General features: G+C 71.2%; 17 protein-coding genes. 8 read left to right on the top strand and 9 right to left on the bottom strand.

Going from position 1 to position 16,365, the window contains the following annotated elements:
- Positions 1–178: 178 nt before the first annotated feature.
- Positions 179–2,362, top strand: coding sequence for a streptophobe family protein (locus ACIRR9_RS39555; protein ID WP_403762525.1), 2,184 nt, complete (start codon positions 179–181; stop codon positions 2,360–2,362).
- A gap of 208 nt (positions 2,363–2,570) precedes the next feature.
- Positions 2,571–3,779, top strand: coding sequence for a phosphoserine phosphatase SerB (gene serB / locus ACIRR9_RS39550; RefSeq protein ID WP_365337212.1), 1,209 nt, complete (start codon positions 2,571–2,573; stop codon positions 3,777–3,779).
- Positions 3,780–3,898: 119 nt separating this feature from the next.
- Here serB and ACIRR9_RS39545 read toward each other — a convergent pair whose 3' ends face one another.
- The 4 genes from ACIRR9_RS39545 to ACIRR9_RS39530 form a co-directional block, all read right to left on the bottom strand.
- A complete protein-coding gene (locus ACIRR9_RS39545) occupies positions 3,899–4,417 on the bottom strand; it encodes a SixA phosphatase family protein (RefSeq protein WP_403762522.1) in 519 nt (172 codons plus the stop codon).
- A 79-nt stretch (positions 4,418–4,496) separates the two neighbouring features.
- Complete coding sequence (locus ACIRR9_RS39540) at positions 4,497–4,703, bottom strand: hypothetical protein (RefSeq protein WP_365337216.1); 207 nt, start codon at positions 4,701–4,703, stop codon at positions 4,497–4,499.
- A gap of 167 nt (positions 4,704–4,870) precedes the next feature.
- Positions 4,871–4,987 carry an SGM_5486 family transporter-associated protein gene (locus tag ACIRR9_RS39535; RefSeq protein WP_260328452.1) on the bottom strand — a complete coding sequence of 39 codons (117 nt, stop codon included), beginning with the start codon at positions 4,985–4,987 and terminating at the stop codon, positions 4,871–4,873.
- 88 nt (positions 4,988–5,075) lie between these two features.
- Entirely contained in the window at positions 5,076–6,362 is a 1,287-nt protein-coding gene (locus ACIRR9_RS39530) for a CynX/NimT family MFS transporter (RefSeq protein WP_403762518.1), read from the bottom strand.
- 101 nt (positions 6,363–6,463) lie between these two features.
- On the opposite strand from ACIRR9_RS39530, the gene ACIRR9_RS39525 reads away from it, so the two are divergent.
- Positions 6,464–7,156 carry a FadR/GntR family transcriptional regulator gene (locus ACIRR9_RS39525; protein ID WP_403762515.1) on the top strand — a complete coding sequence of 231 codons (693 nt, stop codon included), beginning with the start codon at positions 6,464–6,466 and terminating at the stop codon, positions 7,154–7,156.
- Here ACIRR9_RS39525 and ACIRR9_RS39520 read toward each other — a convergent pair.
- The 3 genes from ACIRR9_RS39520 to fabG form a co-directional block, all read right to left on the bottom strand.
- Positions 7,134–7,484 carry a hypothetical protein gene (locus tag ACIRR9_RS39520; RefSeq protein ID WP_403762512.1) on the bottom strand — a complete coding sequence of 117 codons (351 nt, stop codon included), beginning with the start codon at positions 7,482–7,484 and terminating at the stop codon, positions 7,134–7,136. The two genes, ACIRR9_RS39525 and ACIRR9_RS39520, sit on opposite strands and share 23 nt — an antisense overlap.
- 199 nt (positions 7,485–7,683) lie before the next feature.
- Entirely contained in the window at positions 7,684–8,451 is a 768-nt protein-coding gene (gene fabI, locus ACIRR9_RS39515; RefSeq protein WP_046727988.1) for an enoyl-ACP reductase FabI, read from the bottom strand.
- Between the two features lie 5 nt (positions 8,452–8,456).
- A complete protein-coding gene (gene fabG, locus ACIRR9_RS39510; RefSeq protein WP_123978186.1) occupies positions 8,457–9,176 on the bottom strand; it encodes a 3-oxoacyl-[acyl-carrier-protein] reductase in 720 nt (239 codons plus the stop codon).
- A 388-nt stretch (positions 9,177–9,564) separates the two neighbouring features.
- On the opposite strand from fabG, the gene ACIRR9_RS39505 reads away from it, so the two are divergent.
- The 3 genes from ACIRR9_RS39505 (at position 9,565) to tyrS (ending at position 13,816) form a co-directional block, all read left to right on the top strand.
- Positions 9,565–11,088 carry a TldD/PmbA family protein gene (locus ACIRR9_RS39505; RefSeq protein WP_365337233.1) on the top strand — a complete coding sequence of 508 codons (1,524 nt, stop codon included), beginning with the start codon at positions 9,565–9,567 and terminating at the stop codon, positions 11,086–11,088.
- Positions 11,085–12,479 carry a metallopeptidase TldD-related protein gene (locus tag ACIRR9_RS39500; protein WP_365337235.1) on the top strand — a complete coding sequence of 465 codons (1,395 nt, stop codon included), beginning with the start codon at positions 11,085–11,087 and terminating at the stop codon, positions 12,477–12,479. The genes ACIRR9_RS39505 and ACIRR9_RS39500 overlap by 4 nt, the downstream gene beginning before the upstream one ends.
- Positions 12,480–12,547: 68 nt before the next feature.
- A complete protein-coding gene (gene tyrS, locus ACIRR9_RS39495; RefSeq protein WP_403762507.1) occupies positions 12,548–13,816 on the top strand; it encodes a tyrosine--tRNA ligase in 1,269 nt (422 codons plus the stop codon).
- Positions 13,817–13,918: 102 nt separating this feature from the next.
- On the opposite strand, the gene ACIRR9_RS39490 is transcribed toward tyrS, so the two are convergent.
- Positions 13,919–14,197, bottom strand: coding sequence for a GlsB/YeaQ/YmgE family stress response membrane protein (locus ACIRR9_RS39490; RefSeq protein ID WP_123978182.1), 279 nt, complete (start codon positions 14,195–14,197; stop codon positions 13,919–13,921).
- Positions 14,198–14,442: 245 nt separating this feature from the next.
- Between ACIRR9_RS39490 and ACIRR9_RS39485 the strand changes: the two genes are divergently transcribed.
- Both ACIRR9_RS39485 and ACIRR9_RS39480 read left to right on the top strand, forming a co-directional pair.
- The gene (locus ACIRR9_RS39485; RefSeq protein ID WP_403762504.1) at positions 14,443–14,841 is read left to right on the top strand and encodes a DUF3099 domain-containing protein; all 399 of its coding nucleotides are present in this window, start codon (positions 14,443–14,445) and stop codon (positions 14,839–14,841) included.
- Positions 14,842–15,072: 231 nt separating this feature from the next.
- A complete protein-coding gene (locus ACIRR9_RS39480; protein ID WP_403762501.1) occupies positions 15,073–15,285 on the top strand; it encodes a hypothetical protein in 213 nt (70 codons plus the stop codon).
- 13 nt (positions 15,286–15,298) lie between these two features.
- Here ACIRR9_RS39480 and moaA read toward each other — a convergent pair whose 3' ends face one another.
- Positions 15,299–16,288, bottom strand: a complete 990-nt coding sequence (moaA, locus tag ACIRR9_RS39475; protein WP_365337245.1) for a GTP 3',8-cyclase MoaA — start codon at positions 16,286–16,288, stop codon at positions 15,299–15,301.
- Between the last annotated feature and the right edge of the window lie 77 nt (positions 16,289–16,365).

Raw genomic sequence — 16,365 nt, 5'->3', positions numbered from 1 at the left:
TCGGGAACTATTTCAGGCTCGGCCCTCTGACCGAAAGTCGGGCCTTGTGGAGGGCTCGTACGAGCGCTTCAACTCTTTCCGTTGACGGGGTTGAAACCGGGCCGGAGAGTGGTAATCCACGCGAGGGGGACAAGCGCGACGGAGCGGCCCGGGGCGTCTGCGGATCGGGGGGTCTGCCATGAGTTCTGGTACATCTGGCACGTCCGGCACGGGAGTCGAGCACGCGAGGGACGGCGTGCGGCTGCCGTGGGCCGACATCCTGCTGTCCGCGATCGCCGCGGTGAGCTGGGCGTTGATCGGCATGGCGGGTACGGCCGCGCTGGGGCTGCATCTGCTGCGGGCCGACGCGGCGGGCTCACTGGGCCCGATGACCGCGGCGGTTGTGGCGCTCGGGGCGGGTGGTGCGGTCACACCGAACGGAGATCTGTCCGCTTTCGGCCTGAAGGGCGCGGAGGCCACCACGGCCATCGAGATCACGCCACTGGGTGTGAGCCTGGTCGGTGCGCTCCTGCTGTCATGGTTCTTCTTACGGTCCCTGCGTACGGCCGGAGTTGTGATCGCACCGGCCGAACTGCTCGCCCGCGCGGGCGCGGTGGTCGTGCTGTTCGTGGCGACGCTGGGCGGACTGGCATGGGCGGGGCACTCGGTCGTGACCATCGACGGCGGTGCGCTCGGGCTGGACAAGATCCCCGGAGCGGGCGGTGGCGGCGGGTTGAAGATCCCCGGCATCGGGGACATCGGCGGACTGCTGCCTGACCACCTCGGCGACCTCGTGCACGCGAACGCGGCGGTCGGCTTCAGCGTGGACACGACGGCCACCCTGCTCGGCGGCCTCGGCTGGTGCGCGGGCATCCTGCTGATCGCCGTGCTGGCCTCGCGCCGCACTCCGCTGCCGCGCGGCTGGGAGGTCGTGCACCGGGTGGTACGGCCGGCGGCCTCGGCGCTGGTGACCGTGCTGCTGGTGGCGGTCGCGGCGGGCTGGGCGGCGGCCGCCTACGCCGCGATCGGCGACCCGCACCCGGCGCGGATCATGGGCGCGGCCCTGCTCGGCGCTCCGAACGGAGTCTGGCTCGGTATCCCGATCGGGCTCCTCGTCCCGTTCGACGGCAGGGCGACGGGCGTCCTGACCGCGTTCCTGCCCCACCCCCTGGACGACCTCCTGAACTCCAGGTCCGACCAGTCGGTGACGCTGGGCCATCTGGCCGCCCTGGACGGACGGGTGTGGCTGCTGGGGGTCGCGGCGGCACTGCTGATGCTGCTGGCCGGGGTGTTCATGGCGGTTCGGACACCGGTGGGGCGGGGGGCCGGGGCGGGCGGCGCCGGTGGTGTGGGGCCTGGCTCGCTCAGTGGGGCGGGTGGGGCCGGCGGGCGGGGCTCCCGTTCCGGGGCGCTCGGTTTCGCCGGGCGGTGTGCCGTGCGGCTGGGGGTCGCGACCGCGCTCACGCTGCCGCTGCTGGCCTGGCTGGCGGGCGTGTCCGTGGACGCCTCGCTGTCGGTGCTCGGCTTCGACGCGTTCGGCGCGGGCATCGAACTGCACGGGCAGTTGGGCATGGCGTTGCTGCTCGGGGCGGCCTGGGGTGCGGCGGCGGGAGCGGCTGGGGCGCTGCTGGCGTGGGCGACCGGCGCGGCCGGGTCACGTGCGGCGCCGCCGGCGCTGGGTGACATGGGGACCGGCGGCGCGGCCGACGGGCCGGTGCGTCCGGGAGATGCCCGGGCTCCGGAGCGGACCGGGAGCGGGGTTGCGGGGCCTTATGCACCGGGTACACCGCACCGTCCGCCGAATCCGCACACGAATCCGTATCTCCAGGTGCCGGAGGAACTGCGGGAACCGGGGCACGACCGAGGGGCCCGGCCCGACGAGGCGGAGGGATGGCCGCCGCCGTACGACGGACGACATGCGCAGGAGGCATACGGAGAACCGTGGAACCGGCAGCCCCATGCCGAACCGCAGCCCCAGCAGCCGTACGACAGGTGGCAGGGACCGGGGCGGTACGGCGGCTCGGCACCGAGGGCCGAGGGAGGGCCGGAGTGGGGTGCGGCACCGGCGGGCGGTCCGGCTGCCCCGGGCCACCGGGGGCCGCCGGCCGCGCCGCCCCCGGCGGAGGCGGGGTACACCGACGGCCGGCGGTCGTCGCAGGAGAGCGGGCCCGGTGACGACGGAGACCCCTCCGGCGTACCGCCCGGCCCCGGCGATGTGTACGGCGCTCCCACCATGGCCCGGCCGTTCGACCCGCCGCCCCGCTCTCCTCGGCGGCCGGGGGCACGGCGGGGTGACGGATCCCCGGGCGGTCCGAACGCCGGACCTCCGCCGCCACCTCCCCCGCCACCGCCACCGCCTCCCCCCAGGCGGCCCAATCGGTGAGGCCGGTCGCCGGGTGGGTGACCGGACGCCGAACCGTGTGTGAAGTCGCGGCCGGGGACACCCCGCTTCCCCGCGTCGGCATCGCACACGCGTTCACCCGTAGTCCGGAAGCAAGGCCTCCGACACCGGCCCGACACTTATTGTTCCGTGTCCGTCAGGCGGACCACCTGCGACGCGGCCACAAGGCGCCGGTTACGGTGGTCACACCATGAGCGATCCGCAGACCTCCGAGGTCCCCACTCTCCTCGTCAAGATTTTCGGCAAGGACAGGCCGGGCATCACGGCCGGCCTCTTCGACACCCTTGCCGCCTACATGGTCGACGTGGTCGACATCGAGCAGGTCGTCACGCGAGGCCGTCTGGTGCTGTGCGCGCTCGTGACCCAGCCCCCGGCGGGGCTCGAGGGCGACCTCAGGGCGACCGTGCACAGCTGGGCCGAGTCGATGAAGATGCAGGCGGAGATCATCTCCGGCCTCGGCGACAACCGGCCGCGCGGTCTCGGCCGCTCCCTGGTCACCGTCCTCGGCCACCCCCTGACCGCCGAGTCGACGGCCGCCATCGCCGCCCGGATCGCCAAGACCGGCGGCAACATCGACCGTATCTTCCGGCTCGCCAAGTACCCGGTGACGGCGGTCGAGTTCGCGGTGTCCGGTGTGGAGACCGAGCCGCTGCGCACCGCTCTGGCCTCCGACGCGGCCGAGCTCGGCGTGGACATGGCGGTCGTCGCGGCGGGCCTGCACCGGCGGGCCCAACGGCTGGTCGTCATGGACGTGGACTCGACGCTCATCCAGGACGAGGTGATCGAACTCTTCGCCGCGCACGCCGGCTGCGAGGACCAGGTCGCCGAGGTGACGGCGGCCGCGATGCGCGGCGAGCTGGACTTCGAGCAGTCCCTGCACGCGCGCGTGGCGCTGCTGGCGGGGCTGGACGAGTCGGTCGTGCAGAAGGTGCGCGCCGAGGTGCGGCTGACGCCGGGCGCCCGGACCCTGATCCGTACGCTGAAGCGGCTCGGTTACCAAGTCGGTGTCGTTTCGGGCGGTTTCACCCAGGTCACCGACGATCTGAAGGAGCGGCTGGGGCTGGACTTCGCCCAGGCCAACACGCTGGAGATCGTCGACGGAAAGCTGACCGGCCGGGTGACCGGCGAGATCGTGGACCGGGCGGGCAAGGCACGGCTGCTGCGCCGGTTCGCCGCCGAGGCGGGTGTGCCGCTGGCGCAGACGGTGGCCATCGGCGACGGCGCCAACGACCTGGACATGCTGAACGCGGCCGGGCTCGGTGTCGCCTTCAACGCCAAGCCGGTGGTGCGCGAGGCCGCGCACACGGCGGTGAACTTCCCGTTCCTGGACACGGTGCTGTATCTGCTGGGCGTCACCCGCGAAGAGGTCGAGGCGGCGGACACCCACGACGAGAGCTGACCGGCCCTGGCGAGCACAGGCCGACCGCAGTACGGGGGCCCGGCACCGAGGAGATCGGTGCCGGGCCCTTGTCGTCCCGCTTCAGAAGGCAGTCGTCGTACGGCGGCCGTGCGGCGGTCTCATTCGGAGGGTGCCCAGTAGTCCGCAAGCCTGGCCGCACCGGGCTCCAGGGTCTTCCAGGAGCCCTCGTACGTCACCACCGCGAAGGCGGCGGCGGGAAAGTCGCGGCGGTTCATCCGCTCACGGGCGTCGCCCTCGGCGGTTCCGGCCAGGATCTCGGTCACGCCGTGCACGCCGGGGTTGTGACCGATCAGGATCACGTTCTGCACGTCGTCGGGCACCTCGTTGAGCACGGCGATCAGCTCGCCCGGCGAGGCCTCGTACACCCGCTCCTCGTAGATGGTTTTCGGCCGGTGCGCGAGTTCGTGGACGGCGAGCTTCCAGGTCTCCCGGGTGCGCACGGAGGTGGAGCACAGGGCCAGATCGAAGGTGATGCCGCTGTCCGCCAGCTTGCGTCCGGCGACGGCGGCGTCCGTACGGCCCCGGTCAGCGAGCGGTCGCTCGTGATCGGTCACCTGTGGCCAGTCGGCTTTCGCATGGCGGAAGAAGACAATCCTGCGGGGTTCTGCGACGCTCATGGCACCCAGCTTCGCATGAAACAGGCCATCGGGCGCAGGGAGTTGACATGCGGCTTTACCGGGTCCGCAGGCACCGGCGTCAGCGGGTGAAGATCTGCTGGACGCGCTCGAAGAGGTGGGTGACGGCCGGGTCGCCGGTGGCCGCGTGGGCGTCCGCCGGGTTCAGTATCAGCACGAGCAGGGAGACGAAGGCGAGCGCGGGCAGGGCGAGGGCCCACCAGGGCAGCCGGATGTCGACGCGGCCCGGGGTCGCCGGGTGGGGCCGGGTGTGCGTTCGGGCCGGCATGATCGCCTCCGCTGGTCTCCGGGGTCTGCTGGCCGCCCCTCGCGGCCACACCTCGAAACTACGGAATCCGCGGTCGCCGACCCATCCGGTGATCCACCCACTTGACCCTGACCCTCACCCCCTAGGGGATGGGGGGCTAGCCCCACCATCGGCCGCCGGGGCGGTGGTCAGGGTGACGCGAGGGTCGCGATGACGGCGATGACGATGAAGATGGCGAAGAACGAGCCGAAGACGATCAGCATCTTCTTCTGACCGTTCTGGGGGTTCGGTTCGAGCACTGGCATGAGGTCAGTGTGGCACCCGCCGAGGGGGACGGATCGGGCGGGGTGGCCCCGGCGCGTCGCCGTGGGCGTCCGCCGGGCAGCGGCGGAGTCAGCCGGTCGCGGAGGCCGCCTCGTCCTCCACCGTGCGGTCGCGGCCCGCCAGGACGCCCACCGCCATCTGCGGGATCATCAGGCCGACCATGAGGGCGATCGGCAGACCCCAGCCGCCGCCCTGCTGGTAGAGCACGCCCACCAGCAGCGGGCCCGGGATGGAGATGAGGTAGCCGGTGCTCTGGGCGAAGGCGGAGAGCTGGACGACGCCCGCGCCGGTCCTGGACCGCATCCCGACCATCGTGAGGGCGAGCGGGAAGGAGCAGTTGGAGACGCCGAGCAGCAGGGCCCAGGCCCAGGCGCCGGCGGCGGGGGCGAGGTACAGGCCGACGTACCCGGCGAGGCCGCAGACGCCCAGCACGATCACGATCGGGCCCTGGTGCGGCAGCCGGGTGGCCACGCGCGGGATGACGAAGGCCAGCGGCACGCCCATCACCATGGTGACGGCCAGCAGCACTCCGGCCGTGCTCGCGGGCACACCCGCGTCCCGGAAGATCTGCGGCATCCAGCCCATCGTGATGTAGGCGGCGGTGGCCTGCAGCCCGAAGAACACGGCGAGCGCCCAGGCGGTGCGACTGCGGGTGATCTTCAGGGCGGGGGGCTGCCGGTCCGCACCCGCGTGTGCCCCGGCCGGCGGCTCCGGCATCCCCCGGTGCCGTACCAGCGGAATCCACGGCAGCACCGCGACCGCCGCGAGCCCGGCCCACACCGCGAGCCCGGACTGCCAACTGCCGCCCAGCGCGTCGGTCATGGGCACGGTCACCGCGGCGGCGACCGAGGTGCCGGCGGCGAGGGCCATCGAGTACAGGCCGGTCATGGAGCCGACCCGGTCGGGGAACCAGCGCTTGACGATGACCGGCATCAGCACGTTGCTGACCGCGATGCCCATGAGCGCGAGCGCGCTGGCGGCCAGGAAGCCGGCCGTGCCCCCGGCGTACGGCCGTATCAGCAGGCCGGCCGTGATGGCGACCATGCCGGCGCAGACCACCGCCGCCGGGCCGAAGCGACGCGCGAGACGGGGGGCCGTCACGCCGAAGACGGCGAAGCAGAGCGGGGGTACGGAGGTGAGCAGTCCGGCCACGCTGCCGCTCATGCCGAGCCCGTCGCGGACCTCCTCCAGGAGCGCACCGAGGCTGGTGATGGCGGGGCGGAGGTTGACCGCGGCCAGCAGGATGCCGAGGACCGCCAGCCGCGCAGTCCACGCGCGCGTGGCGTTCGCCGGAGTCCGGTCGGGTGCCGTCGGTCGTGCCGTCATGGATGCCGTCGTGGTTTCCTCGCTCGCCATGAAACCCATCATAGAATCATGGGATGATTGGTTGTCCAGCCCCGGGCGGACCGGGGCGGCCCCGTCCGCTCCCGCCCGGCCCTCCCGTGCGAAGGTGTGTCATGCCTCTGAGCCACCCGCGCCGATCGGCGCTGTCCGAGCAGGTCATCGCCGAGCTGCGGAACCAGATCACCTCGGGCGAGTGGCCGGTCGGCTCGCGCATCCCCACCGAGCCGGAGCTGGTCGAGCAGCTCGGGGTGGCCCGCAACACCGTCCGGGAGGCCGTCCGCGCGCTGGCGCACAACGGCCTGCTGGACATCCGCCAGGGCTCCGGGACGTACGTCGTGGCGACCAGTGAACTGGCGGGCGTGATGTACCGCCGGTTCGCCGAGGCCGACCCCCGGCACATCGCCGAGCTGCGCTCCACGCTGGAGTCGTCGGCGGCCCGGCTGGCGGCGGCGCGGCGCACCGAGAAGGACCTCAGACAGCTCGACGCCCACCTGGAGCGCCGGGAGCAGGCCTGGCGGACGGGCGAGGCGGAGGCCTTCGTGACCGCGGACGCGACCTTCCACCTGGCCGTGGTGGCCGCCTCGCACAACGACGTGCTGACGGCGATGTACGCGGACCTGGGCGAGGTGCTGCGGGACTGGCTGCGCGCCGACGTGGGCGCCGAGCTGACGCCGGAGACGTACATGGACCACACCCGGCTGGTCGAGGCGATCCGCGCGGGCGACGCGGACGCGGCCGCCAAGGAGGCGGCGAGCTACCCGTTCCAGTGCCGTCCGGGCAGGCTCAGCCCACCTTCTGGTGGCTGATCCAGACCGCGCGGACGTCCTTCCAGCAGCGGCCGCTGAGCCGTACGGTCATCGCGGGCCCGGTGTCGGCCGGGGTGCCGTCGGTGTCGATGTCCCACCACTGGGCGCACTCGATGTGCAGTTGCACCCGGTCGGTGTCGACGTAGGGGTTGTGGCAGTAGGCGACCACACGGGAGCCGTGGACGGTGGTCCGGCACTCGGCGCCGAACAGGTCGGGCGCCGGGCTGTGGCCGTTCGCCACGCGCGCGTGGGACATCGCGTCGTACGGCAGGGAGAGTACGAGGGCCAGGGCCAGGGTCAGAGGGGCCACGCTGCGGGACAGACGCACAAGGGGACCTCCTCGGCCGGGCTGGGGAGGGACGTCGCGGTGATCGCGTAATCCAGCGTGCGCCGTGGCGGCGGCGACGGCCCGGCCGGTGGACCGAACGGGTGAGGCCCGCCCCCTGAGAAGGGAACGGGCCTCTTGATCGTCGGCTGTCGGACGCCGAAGCGCCGGCTGTGGAACGCCGGCTCCTGAGCGCTGCGGGTCAGGCGCCGATGGCGTGCAGACCGCCGTCGACGTGGATGATCTCGCCGGTGGTCTTCGGGAACCAGTCGCTCAGCAGGGCGACGATGCCCTTGCCGGCCGGCTCGGGGTCCTTGAGGTCCCACTCCAGCGGGGAGCGGTGGTCCCAGACGGCGGCCAGGTCGCTGAAGCCCGGGATGGACTTGGCGGCCATGGAGCCGATCGGGCCGGCGGAGATGAGGTTGCAGCGGATGTTCTGCTTGCCCAGGTCGCGCGCGATGTAGCGGCTGGTGGCCTCCAGGGCGGCCTTGGCCGGGCCCATCCAGTCGTACTGCGGCCAGGCGTACTGGGCGTCGAAGGTGAGGCCGACGACCGAGCCGCCGTTCTGCATCAGCGGCAGGCAGGCCATGGTGAGCGACTTCAGGGAGTACGCCGAGACGTGCATGGCGGTGGCGACGGACTCGAACGGGGTGTTGAGGAAGTTGCCGCCGAGCGCGTCCTGGGGGGCGAAGCCGATGGAGTGGACGACACCGTCGAGGCCGCCGAGCTCCTCGCCGACCAGGTCGGCAAGCCGGCCGAGGTGCTCGTCGTTGGTGACGTCGAGCTCGATGACCTTGGTGGGCTTGGGGAGCTTCTTGGCGATGCGCTCGGTCAGCGTGGGCCGCGGGAACGCGGTGAGGATGATCTCGGCGCCCTGCTCCTGGGCCAGCTTGGCCGCGTGGAAGGCGATGGAGGACTCCATCAGCACACCCGTGATCAGGATGCGCTTGCCCTCGAGGATTCCACTCATGGTGATCAGTGACCCATTCCCAGTCCGCCGTCAACAGGGATGACGGCTCCAGTGATGTACGAGGCGTCGTCCGAGGCGAGGAACCGCACCGTCGCGGCGACCTCCTCGGGCTGCGCGTACCGGCCGAGCGGCACCTGCGACACGATGGTGGCGCGCTGTTCGTCGGTGAGCACCTTGGTCATGTCGGTGTCGACGAAGCCGGGCGCGACGACGTTGAAGGTGATGTTGCGCGAACCCAGCTCACGGGCGAGGGACCGCGCGAAGCCGACCAGGGCGGCCTTGGAGGCGGCGTAGTTGGCCTGGCCGGGGCCGCCGTAGAGGCCGACGACCGAGGAGATGAGGACGACGCGGCCCTTCTTGGCGCGCAGCATGCCGCGGTTGGCACGCTTGACCACGCGGAAGGTGCCGGTGAGGTTGGTGTCGACGACCGAGGTGAAGTCCTCCTCGGACATGCGCATCAGGAGCGTGTCCTTGGTGATGCCGGCGTTGGCGATCAGGACCTCGACCGGGCCGTGCGCGTCCTCGATCTCCTTGTAGGCCTGCTCCACCTGCTCGGAGTCGGTGATGTCGCACTTGACGGCGAGGCAGCCCAGTTCCTTGAGGACGGCCGGCGGCTCACCCGAGCGGTACGTGATGGCAACCTTGTCACCGTTGTCGGCGAAAGCACGGGCGATGGCGAGGCCGATGCCCCGGTTGCCTCCAGTGACGAGAACCGAGCGGCTCAACGGATCACCCTTTCGTTCGGTCTGACGACCCGCCCGAACAGCTGGCATGACAGGCGGCTTCATCGAAAACCTATCGGTCCCGCCATCTCCACGGGCAAGCGGGCACCGACAGTGGCTCGGGGGTGTCACTGTCGGGTTTCTACAGTCGGCGGCCGGGCCGGTCCGCCGTTCCGGGAGCGCGGACGGGCAAACCCGCTTTGCGTGCGGCTTCGGGCATCCGGCGGTCGTACATCGCGGAGGGTGTCCCGCGTCGGTCGGCCGAGAGCCTTCCCGCCGCCCCCTTCGCCCCCGATTCGCCCCCGAAATTTTTCCCGGGAATCCCGTGTCCGGGACATGATTCACTGCCTGTGACGGTCACCACAGAAGCACCTCGAAGGGATTCCCACCCGTGCCCCATGAAATCGATCAGTCGTTTCTGGCACTTCCACTGAGGGCCCTGGCCGACGCCGCGCTGGCACGCGCGCGTGCACTCGGGGCCACGCACGCGGACTTCCGGTTCGAGCGGGTGCGCAGCGCGTCCTGGCGGCTGCGGGACGCCAAGCCCGCCGGGTCCTCGGACACCACCGACCTCGGGTACGCGGTCCGGGTCGTGCACGGCGGTACGTGGGGCTTCGCGTCGGGGGTGGACCTGACCCTCGACGCGGCCGCCAAGGTCGCCTCGCAGGCGGTGGCCATGGCGAAACTCTCGGCGCAGGTCATCAAGGCCGCCGGGTCCGACGAGCGGGTGGAGCTGGCCGGCGAGCCGGTGCACGCGGAGAGGACGTGGGTCTCGTCGTACGAGATCGACCCGTTCTCCGTGCCGGACGAGGAGAAGGCGGCGCTGCTCACGGAGTGGAGCGCGCAACTGCTGGCGGCGAACGGGGTCAATCATGTCGACGCCTCGCTGCTGACCGTGCACGAGAACAAGTTCTACGCCGATACGGCGGGGACCGTGACCACGCAGCAGCGGGTGCGGCTGCATCCGCAGCTGACCGCCGTGTCCGTCGACGAGTCCAGCGGCGAGTTCGACTCCATGCGCACCATCGCGCCGCCGGTAGGGCGCGGCTGGGAGTACCTCACCGGCACCGGCTGGGACTGGGAGAGCGAGCTGGAGCAGATCCCGGAGCTGCTCGCCGAGAAGATGCGGGCGCCCAGTGTCGAGGCGGGGCTGTACGACCTCGTCGTCGACCCGTCCAACCTGTGGCTGACCATCCACGAGTCCATCGGCCACGCCACCGAGCTGGACCGCGCGCTCGGCTACGAGGCCGCCTACGCCGGTACCTCCTTCGCCACCTTCGACCAGCTCGGCAAGTTGAAGTACGGCTCCGAGCTGATGAACGTCACCGGCGACCGCACCGCCGAGCACGGACTCGCGACGATCGGGTACGACGACGAAGGTGTCGAGGGCCAGTCCTGGGACCTCGTCAAGGACGGCACGCTCGTCGGCTACCAGCTGGACCGCAGGATCGCGAAGCTGACCGGCTTCGACCGCTCCAACGGATGCGCGTACGCCGACTCCCCCGGGCATGTGCCCGTGCAGCGCATGGCCAACGTGTCGCTTCAGCCGGATCCGGCCGGGCTGTCGACGGAGGGTCTGATCGGCGGGGTCGATCGCGGGATCTACGTCGTCGGCGACCGTTCCTGGTCGATCGACATGCAGAGGTACAACTTCCAGTTCACCGGGCAGCGGTTCTTCAAGATCGAGAACGGCCGGATCACCGGGCAGCTGCGCGATGTCGCCTACCAGGCGACGACCACCGACTTCTGGGGCTCCATGACGGCCGTCGGCGGTCCGCAGACGTATGTCCTCGGCGGCGCCTTCAACTGCGGCAAGGCCCAGCCCGGACAGGTCGCCGCGGTGTCCCACGGCTGTCCCTCGGCCCTCTTCAAGGGCGTCAACATCCTCAACACCACGCAGGAGGCCGGTCGATGAGCGCCCGCAGCAGCAAGCCGCACGAGATCGTCGAGCGGGCCCTGGAACTGTCCCGGGCCGACGGCTGTGTGGTGATCGCCGACGAGCACTCCACCGCCAACCTGCGCTGGGCCGGCAACGCGCTGACCACGAACGGCGTCACACGCGGGCGTTCGCTCACCGTCGTCGCCACCGTCGACGGCAAGGAGGGCACGGCCTCGGGTGTGGTGTCCCGCTCGGCCGTGACCGCCGACGAGCTGGAGCCGCTGGTGCGGGCCGCCGAGGCCGCCGCGCGGGGCGCCGGTGCCGCCGAGGACGCCCAGCCGCTGGTCACGGGCGTAGCGGAGGCACCGGACTTCAAGGACGCGCCCGCCGAGACCTCCTCCGCCGTGTTCGCCGACTTCGCCCCGGCGCTCGGTGAGGCCTTCGCACGCGCGCGTGCGGGCGGCCGTGAGCTGTACGGCTTCGCCAACCACGAGCTGGTCTCGACGTACCTGGGCACCTCGACCGGGCTGCGGCTGCGGCACGACCAGCCCACCGGCACGCTGGAACTGAACGCCAAGTCCCCGGACCGCACCCGGTCGGCCTGGGCCGGGCGGTCCACCCGGGACTTCAAGGACGTCGACCCGGGCGCGCTCGACGCGGAGCTGGCCGTACGGCTCGGCTGGGCCGAACGGCGCGTGGACCTGCCGGCCGGACGCTACGAGACGCTGCTGCCGCCGACCGCCGTGGCCGACCTGCTGATCTACCAGCTGTGGTCGGCTTCCGGGCGGGACGCGGCCGAGGGGCGGACGGTGTTCTCCAAGCCGGGCGGCGGCACCCGCGTCGGCGAGAAGCTGACCGATCTGCCGCTGACGCTGCGCACCGACCCGAACGAGCCGGGCCTGGAGTCCGCGCCCTTCGTCGTCGCGCACTCCTCCGGCGGCGACCAGTCCGTCTTCGACAACGGGCTGCCGGTCACCGCCACCGAGTGGGTCTCGGGCGGCGAGCTGAAGCACCTGACGACCACCCGGCACAGTGCCGGTCTCACCGGGCTGCCGGTCGCCCCGGTGGGCGGGAACCTGATCCTGGACGGCGGCGAGGACCGCTCCCTGGAGGACATGGTCGCCGCCACCGAGCGCGGGCTGCTGCTGACCTGCCTCTGGTACATCCGCGAGGTGGACCCGGCGACCCTGCTGCTCACCGGTCTGACCCGGGACGGCGTCTACCTGGTGGAGAACGGTCAGGTCACCGGGCAGGTGAACAACTTCCGGTTCAACGAGTCGCCGGTGGACCTGCTGGGGCGGGCCACGGAGGCCGGGCGCACGGAAAAGACGCTGCCGAGGGAGTGGAGCGACTGGTTCACTAGGGCTGCGATGCCCGCGCTGAGGGTGCCCGACTTCAATATGAGCTCTGTCAGCCAGGGCGTATAACCTCGTAGCCGGTGGTCGCACGGCTGCCCAGAGATCAAACGAAGATCATCCAAGGAGATACGAGAACCGTGACGGACATCGTCGACGAGCTGAAGTGGCGGGGGCTGTTCGCCCTGTCCACTGACGAGGACGCTTTGCGCAAGGCTCTCGCGGACGGTCCCGTCACGTTCTATTGCGGTTTCGACCCGACCGCGCCGTCCCTGCACGTCGGGCACCTGGTGCAGGTGCTCACCGTGCGCCGGCTCCAGCAGGCCGGGCACCGGCCGCTGGCGCTGGTGGGCGGTGCGACGGGTCTGATCGGCGACCCGCGCCCGACGGCCGAGCGCACGCTGAACGCCCCCGAGACGGTCGCCGGCTGGGTCGGCAAGCTCCGCGCCCAGATCGAGCCGTTCCTGTCCTTCGAGGGCGAGAACGCGGCCGTCATGGTCAACAACCTCGACTGGACCGAGGGCCTCTCCGCCATCGAGTTCCTGCGGGACATCGGCAAGCACTTCCGCGTCAACAAGATGCTGACCAAGGACTCCGTGGCCCGCCGCCTGGAGTCCGACCAGGGCATCAGCTACACGGAGTTCAGCTACCAGATCCTCCAGGGCATGGACTTCCTCCAGCTCTTCCGGCGGTACGGCTGCACCCTCCAGCAGGGCGGCAGCGACCAGTGGGGCAACCTCACGGCCGGCCTGGACCTGATCCACCGCCTGGAGCCGCACGCGAGCGTGCACGCGCTGGCGACGCCGCTGATGACCAAGGCGGACGGCACCAAGTTCGGCAAGACCGAGGGCGGCGCCATCTGGCTCGACGCCGAGATGACGACGCCGTACGCGTTCTACCAGTTCTGGCTGAACGTGGACGACCGGGACATCTCGACGTACCTGCGGATCCTGTCCTTCAAGTCCCGCGAGAAGCTTGAGGAGCTGGAGAAGCAGACGCAGGAGCGGCCGCAGGCACGGGCCGCGCAGCGGGCGCTGGCGGAGGAGCTGACCACGCTCGTCCACGGGGCCGACCAGACGGCCGCGGTGATTGCCGCGTCCAAGGCGCTGTTCGGGCAGGGTGAGCTGGCGGAGCTGGACGATCGGACGCTGGCCGCCGCGCTGGCCGAGGTGCCGCATGTCCAGGTCACCGAGCTGGGGCCGGTGGTCGACCTGTTCGCCGAGGTCGGGCTGGTGGCCAGCAAGTCCGCCGCCCGGCGGACCGTGAAGGAGGGCGGGGCCTACGTGAACAACGTGAAGGTGACCGCCGAGGACGCGGTGCCCTCCGGGGACGAGCTGCTGCACGGGCGGTGGCTGGTGCTGCGGCGGGGGAAGAAGAACCTGGCGGCTGTCGAGGTCGTGGGTTCGTAGGCGCCGGTTCGTAGGCGCCGTAGGGGTGCGGGTGCGTTGCGGAGTGCCGGTCGGTTGTGGCTGGTCGCGCAGTTCCCCGCGCCCCTGACGGGGCGCTACAGCTCAGACTCGATGCCTTCGCTTGCCCACGGTCGACACGTACGCCATGTCGCCCAGGGCCACGATGATGATCGCGGCGACCAGCTGGAACAGATGACGGGTCCAGTCGATGCCCGGTGTCGCCGCGACGCCCACCGCGCGGGCGATCGCGTTTCCGGCGATCGCGCCCAGCATGCCGAAGATCGTCGTCAGCCAGAGGGGGCTGTGCTGCTTGCCGGGGATGATCGCCTTCGCGATCAGGCCCAGCACGAATCCCACGATGATCGCCCACAACCAACCCATGGCTGCCTCCTGGTACGGCTCGACGTGAGCATTACGCCAAGTCTCGGTCCGTCCTCCGTACGGCGCATGTCGGTACGCCCGTACGCGGTACGGCGCAGGGCGTTCACGCAGGCGGGAGGGCGACCCGGTCTCGAAGGCGGCGCAGGCGCGGCGTAACGTGGAATCAGTCCTGGCCCGGTTCCCCGAACGGGTGCGGACAGGGTACGGGCCGGGGAGAGTCCGATGCGGGCGGATGGTGGAATGTGATGCGGAAGCAGCGCGCCGGCGGCAACGTCCAGGTGTTCCGGATCACCGGAGCCCGGACCGGCCTGGCGGAGGATGTGCGCGGCCGGCAGCGTCGGTATGTCATCTCGATGAGTGTCCGGACCGTGTCGGTGATCCTCGCGGCCACGTTGTGGAACGTCGAACGGTACGTCGCCGTCGTGGCGCTGGTGCTCGGGGCGCTGCTCCCCTATGTCGCGGTCGTCATCGCCAACGCGGGCCGGGAACGGCCGCCCTCGCTTCCTTCGACGTTCGACATCGCCCCGACCAGGCCGATGATCGCACCGCCGCGTGCGGAGGACCCGCACACGGAATCCGTCCCGGAAGACGTGGTGGCGGATCCGGCGGCGGGGGTGCGCGGCGAGCGGCCGGAGGCGGTCTGAGTACGGGGACGCTGCGTAAACGGACGGCAGCTCCGGACAATGCTCAAGAAAAGCTCAGATCAATCGTGCTGTTCCAGTGCCGGGCCAAGGGTGACCCATGACATACTGCGTACGCGCTCCGCATCCCCCGTCGGAGCGACGGACCGACGCCGGGCAGCTCCCCCCGTGGCTGCTCGGCGTCGCCTTGTTTGCGGGGCTTTCTTGCGAGACGAAGCAGTGCGAGACGAAGCAGTGAGTGACGTTGTTGTCTGTTCGGCGAAGGGGTGCCACGCCGACGCGGAGTGGGTGCTCGCGTGGAACAACCCCAAGATCCACACCCCGGAGCGGCGCAAGACCTGGCTCGCCTGTGGGGAGCACCGGGAGCATCTGTCGCAGTTCCTGAGCGTGCGGGGGTTTCTTAAGGATGTCGTGTTGTTGAGGGAGTGGGAGGAACGGGGGGACTGAACGGAAGGCCGTCCTAGCCGCCGATCGCGGACATCGGCCGATCCGGCTGGACGAACGAGGGATCGTCCAGGCCTGCCCCCGCCTTCTTCCCCCACATCGCCAACCGCCAGATGCGGGCGATCTCCTCGTCGGAGCCGCCCGAGCGCAGCGCGCCGCGCAGGTCCGTCTCCTCCCTGGCGAACAGGCAGGTCCGTATCTGGCCGTCGGCCGTGAGGCGGGTGCGGTCGCAGGCCGCGCAGAACGGGCGGGTGACCGAGGCGATCACGCCGACACGGTGCGGTCCGCCGTCGACCAGCCAGCGCTCCGCCGGGGCCGAGCCACGGTCGTCCGCGCCCTCGGGGGCGAGGTCGAAGCGGGTGCGGAGCGAGGCCAGGATGTCCCCGGCCGTGACCATGCTGTCGCGCTTCCAGCCGTGCTGGGCGTCCAGGGGCATCTGCTCGATGAAACGCAGCTCGTAGCCGTGCGCCACCGCCCAGGCCAGCAGGTCGGGGGCCTCGTCCTCGTTCAGGCCCGGCATCAGGACCGTGTTGACCTTGACCGGGGTGAGGCCTGCGTCGTGGGCGGCCTGGAGGCCGTCGAGGACGTCCCCGTGGCGGTCGCGGCGGGTGAGGGTCTTGAAGACGTCGGGGCGGAGCGTGTCGAGGGAGACGTTGACCCGGTCGAGGCCGGCCGCCTTCAGGGCCGTCGCGGTGCGGCGCAGGCCGATGCCATTGGTCGTCAGGGACATCTGGGGGCGGGGGGCCAGCGCCGCCACCCGCTCCACGATGCCGACCAGGCCGGGGCGCAGCAGCGGCTCACCGCCGGTGAAGCGGACCTCCTCGATGCCCAGCAGGCGCACGGCGATGTCGATGAGGCGGACGATCTCGTCGTCCGTGAGCAGGTCGGGCTTGGCCAGCCACTGCAGGCCCTCCTCGGGCATGCAGTACGTACAGCGCAGATTGCACCGGTCGGTCAGCGACACTCTCAGGTCGGTGGCCACTCGGCCGTATGTGTCGATGAGCACTGTGGGCCCCCTCCCTCGTTCCTGACCGGTTCTTCGCCGTCACTTGTGAGCCTACGTGACGGCGCTGACAACGCGAG

This window comes from Streptomyces sp. NPDC101234, assembly GCF_044767525.1.
Classification (GTDB): domain Bacteria; phylum Actinomycetota; class Actinomycetes; order Streptomycetales; family Streptomycetaceae; genus Streptomyces; species Streptomyces sasae.
Note: the sequence above shows the minus strand (reverse complement) of the source record. Positions and strands in the feature narration are given on the sequence as shown.

Coding starts and splice junctions, on each gene's coding strand:
- serB (WP_365337212.1), top strand. CDS start 2,571: ATGAGCGATCCGCAGACCTCCGAGGTCCCCACTCTCCTCGTCAAGATT.
- ACIRR9_RS39535 (WP_260328452.1), bottom strand. CDS start 4,987: ATGCCAGTGCTCGAACCGAACCCCCAGAACGGTCAGAAGAAGATGCTG.
- ACIRR9_RS39540 (WP_365337216.1), bottom strand. CDS start 4,703: ATGCCGGCCCGAACGCACACCCGGCCCCACCCGGCGACCCCGGGCCGC.
- ACIRR9_RS39530 (WP_403762518.1), bottom strand. CDS start 6,362: ATGGCGAGCGAGGAAACCACGACGGCATCCATGACGGCACGACCGACG.
- ACIRR9_RS39555 (WP_403762525.1), top strand. CDS start 179: ATGAGTTCTGGTACATCTGGCACGTCCGGCACGGGAGTCGAGCACGCG.
- ACIRR9_RS39525 (WP_403762515.1), top strand. CDS start 6,464: ATGCCTCTGAGCCACCCGCGCCGATCGGCGCTGTCCGAGCAGGTCATC.
- ACIRR9_RS39500 (WP_365337235.1), top strand. CDS start 11,085: ATGAGCGCCCGCAGCAGCAAGCCGCACGAGATCGTCGAGCGGGCCCTG.
- ACIRR9_RS39490 (WP_123978182.1), bottom strand. CDS start 14,197: ATGGGTTGGTTGTGGGCGATCATCGTGGGATTCGTGCTGGGCCTGATC.
- fabI (WP_046727988.1), bottom strand. CDS start 8,451: ATGAGTGGAATCCTCGAGGGCAAGCGCATCCTGATCACGGGTGTGCTG.
- ACIRR9_RS39485 (WP_403762504.1), top strand. CDS start 14,443: ATGCGGAAGCAGCGCGCCGGCGGCAACGTCCAGGTGTTCCGGATCACC.
- ACIRR9_RS39545 (WP_403762522.1), bottom strand. CDS start 4,417: ATGAGCGTCGCAGAACCCCGCAGGATTGTCTTCTTCCGCCATGCGAAA.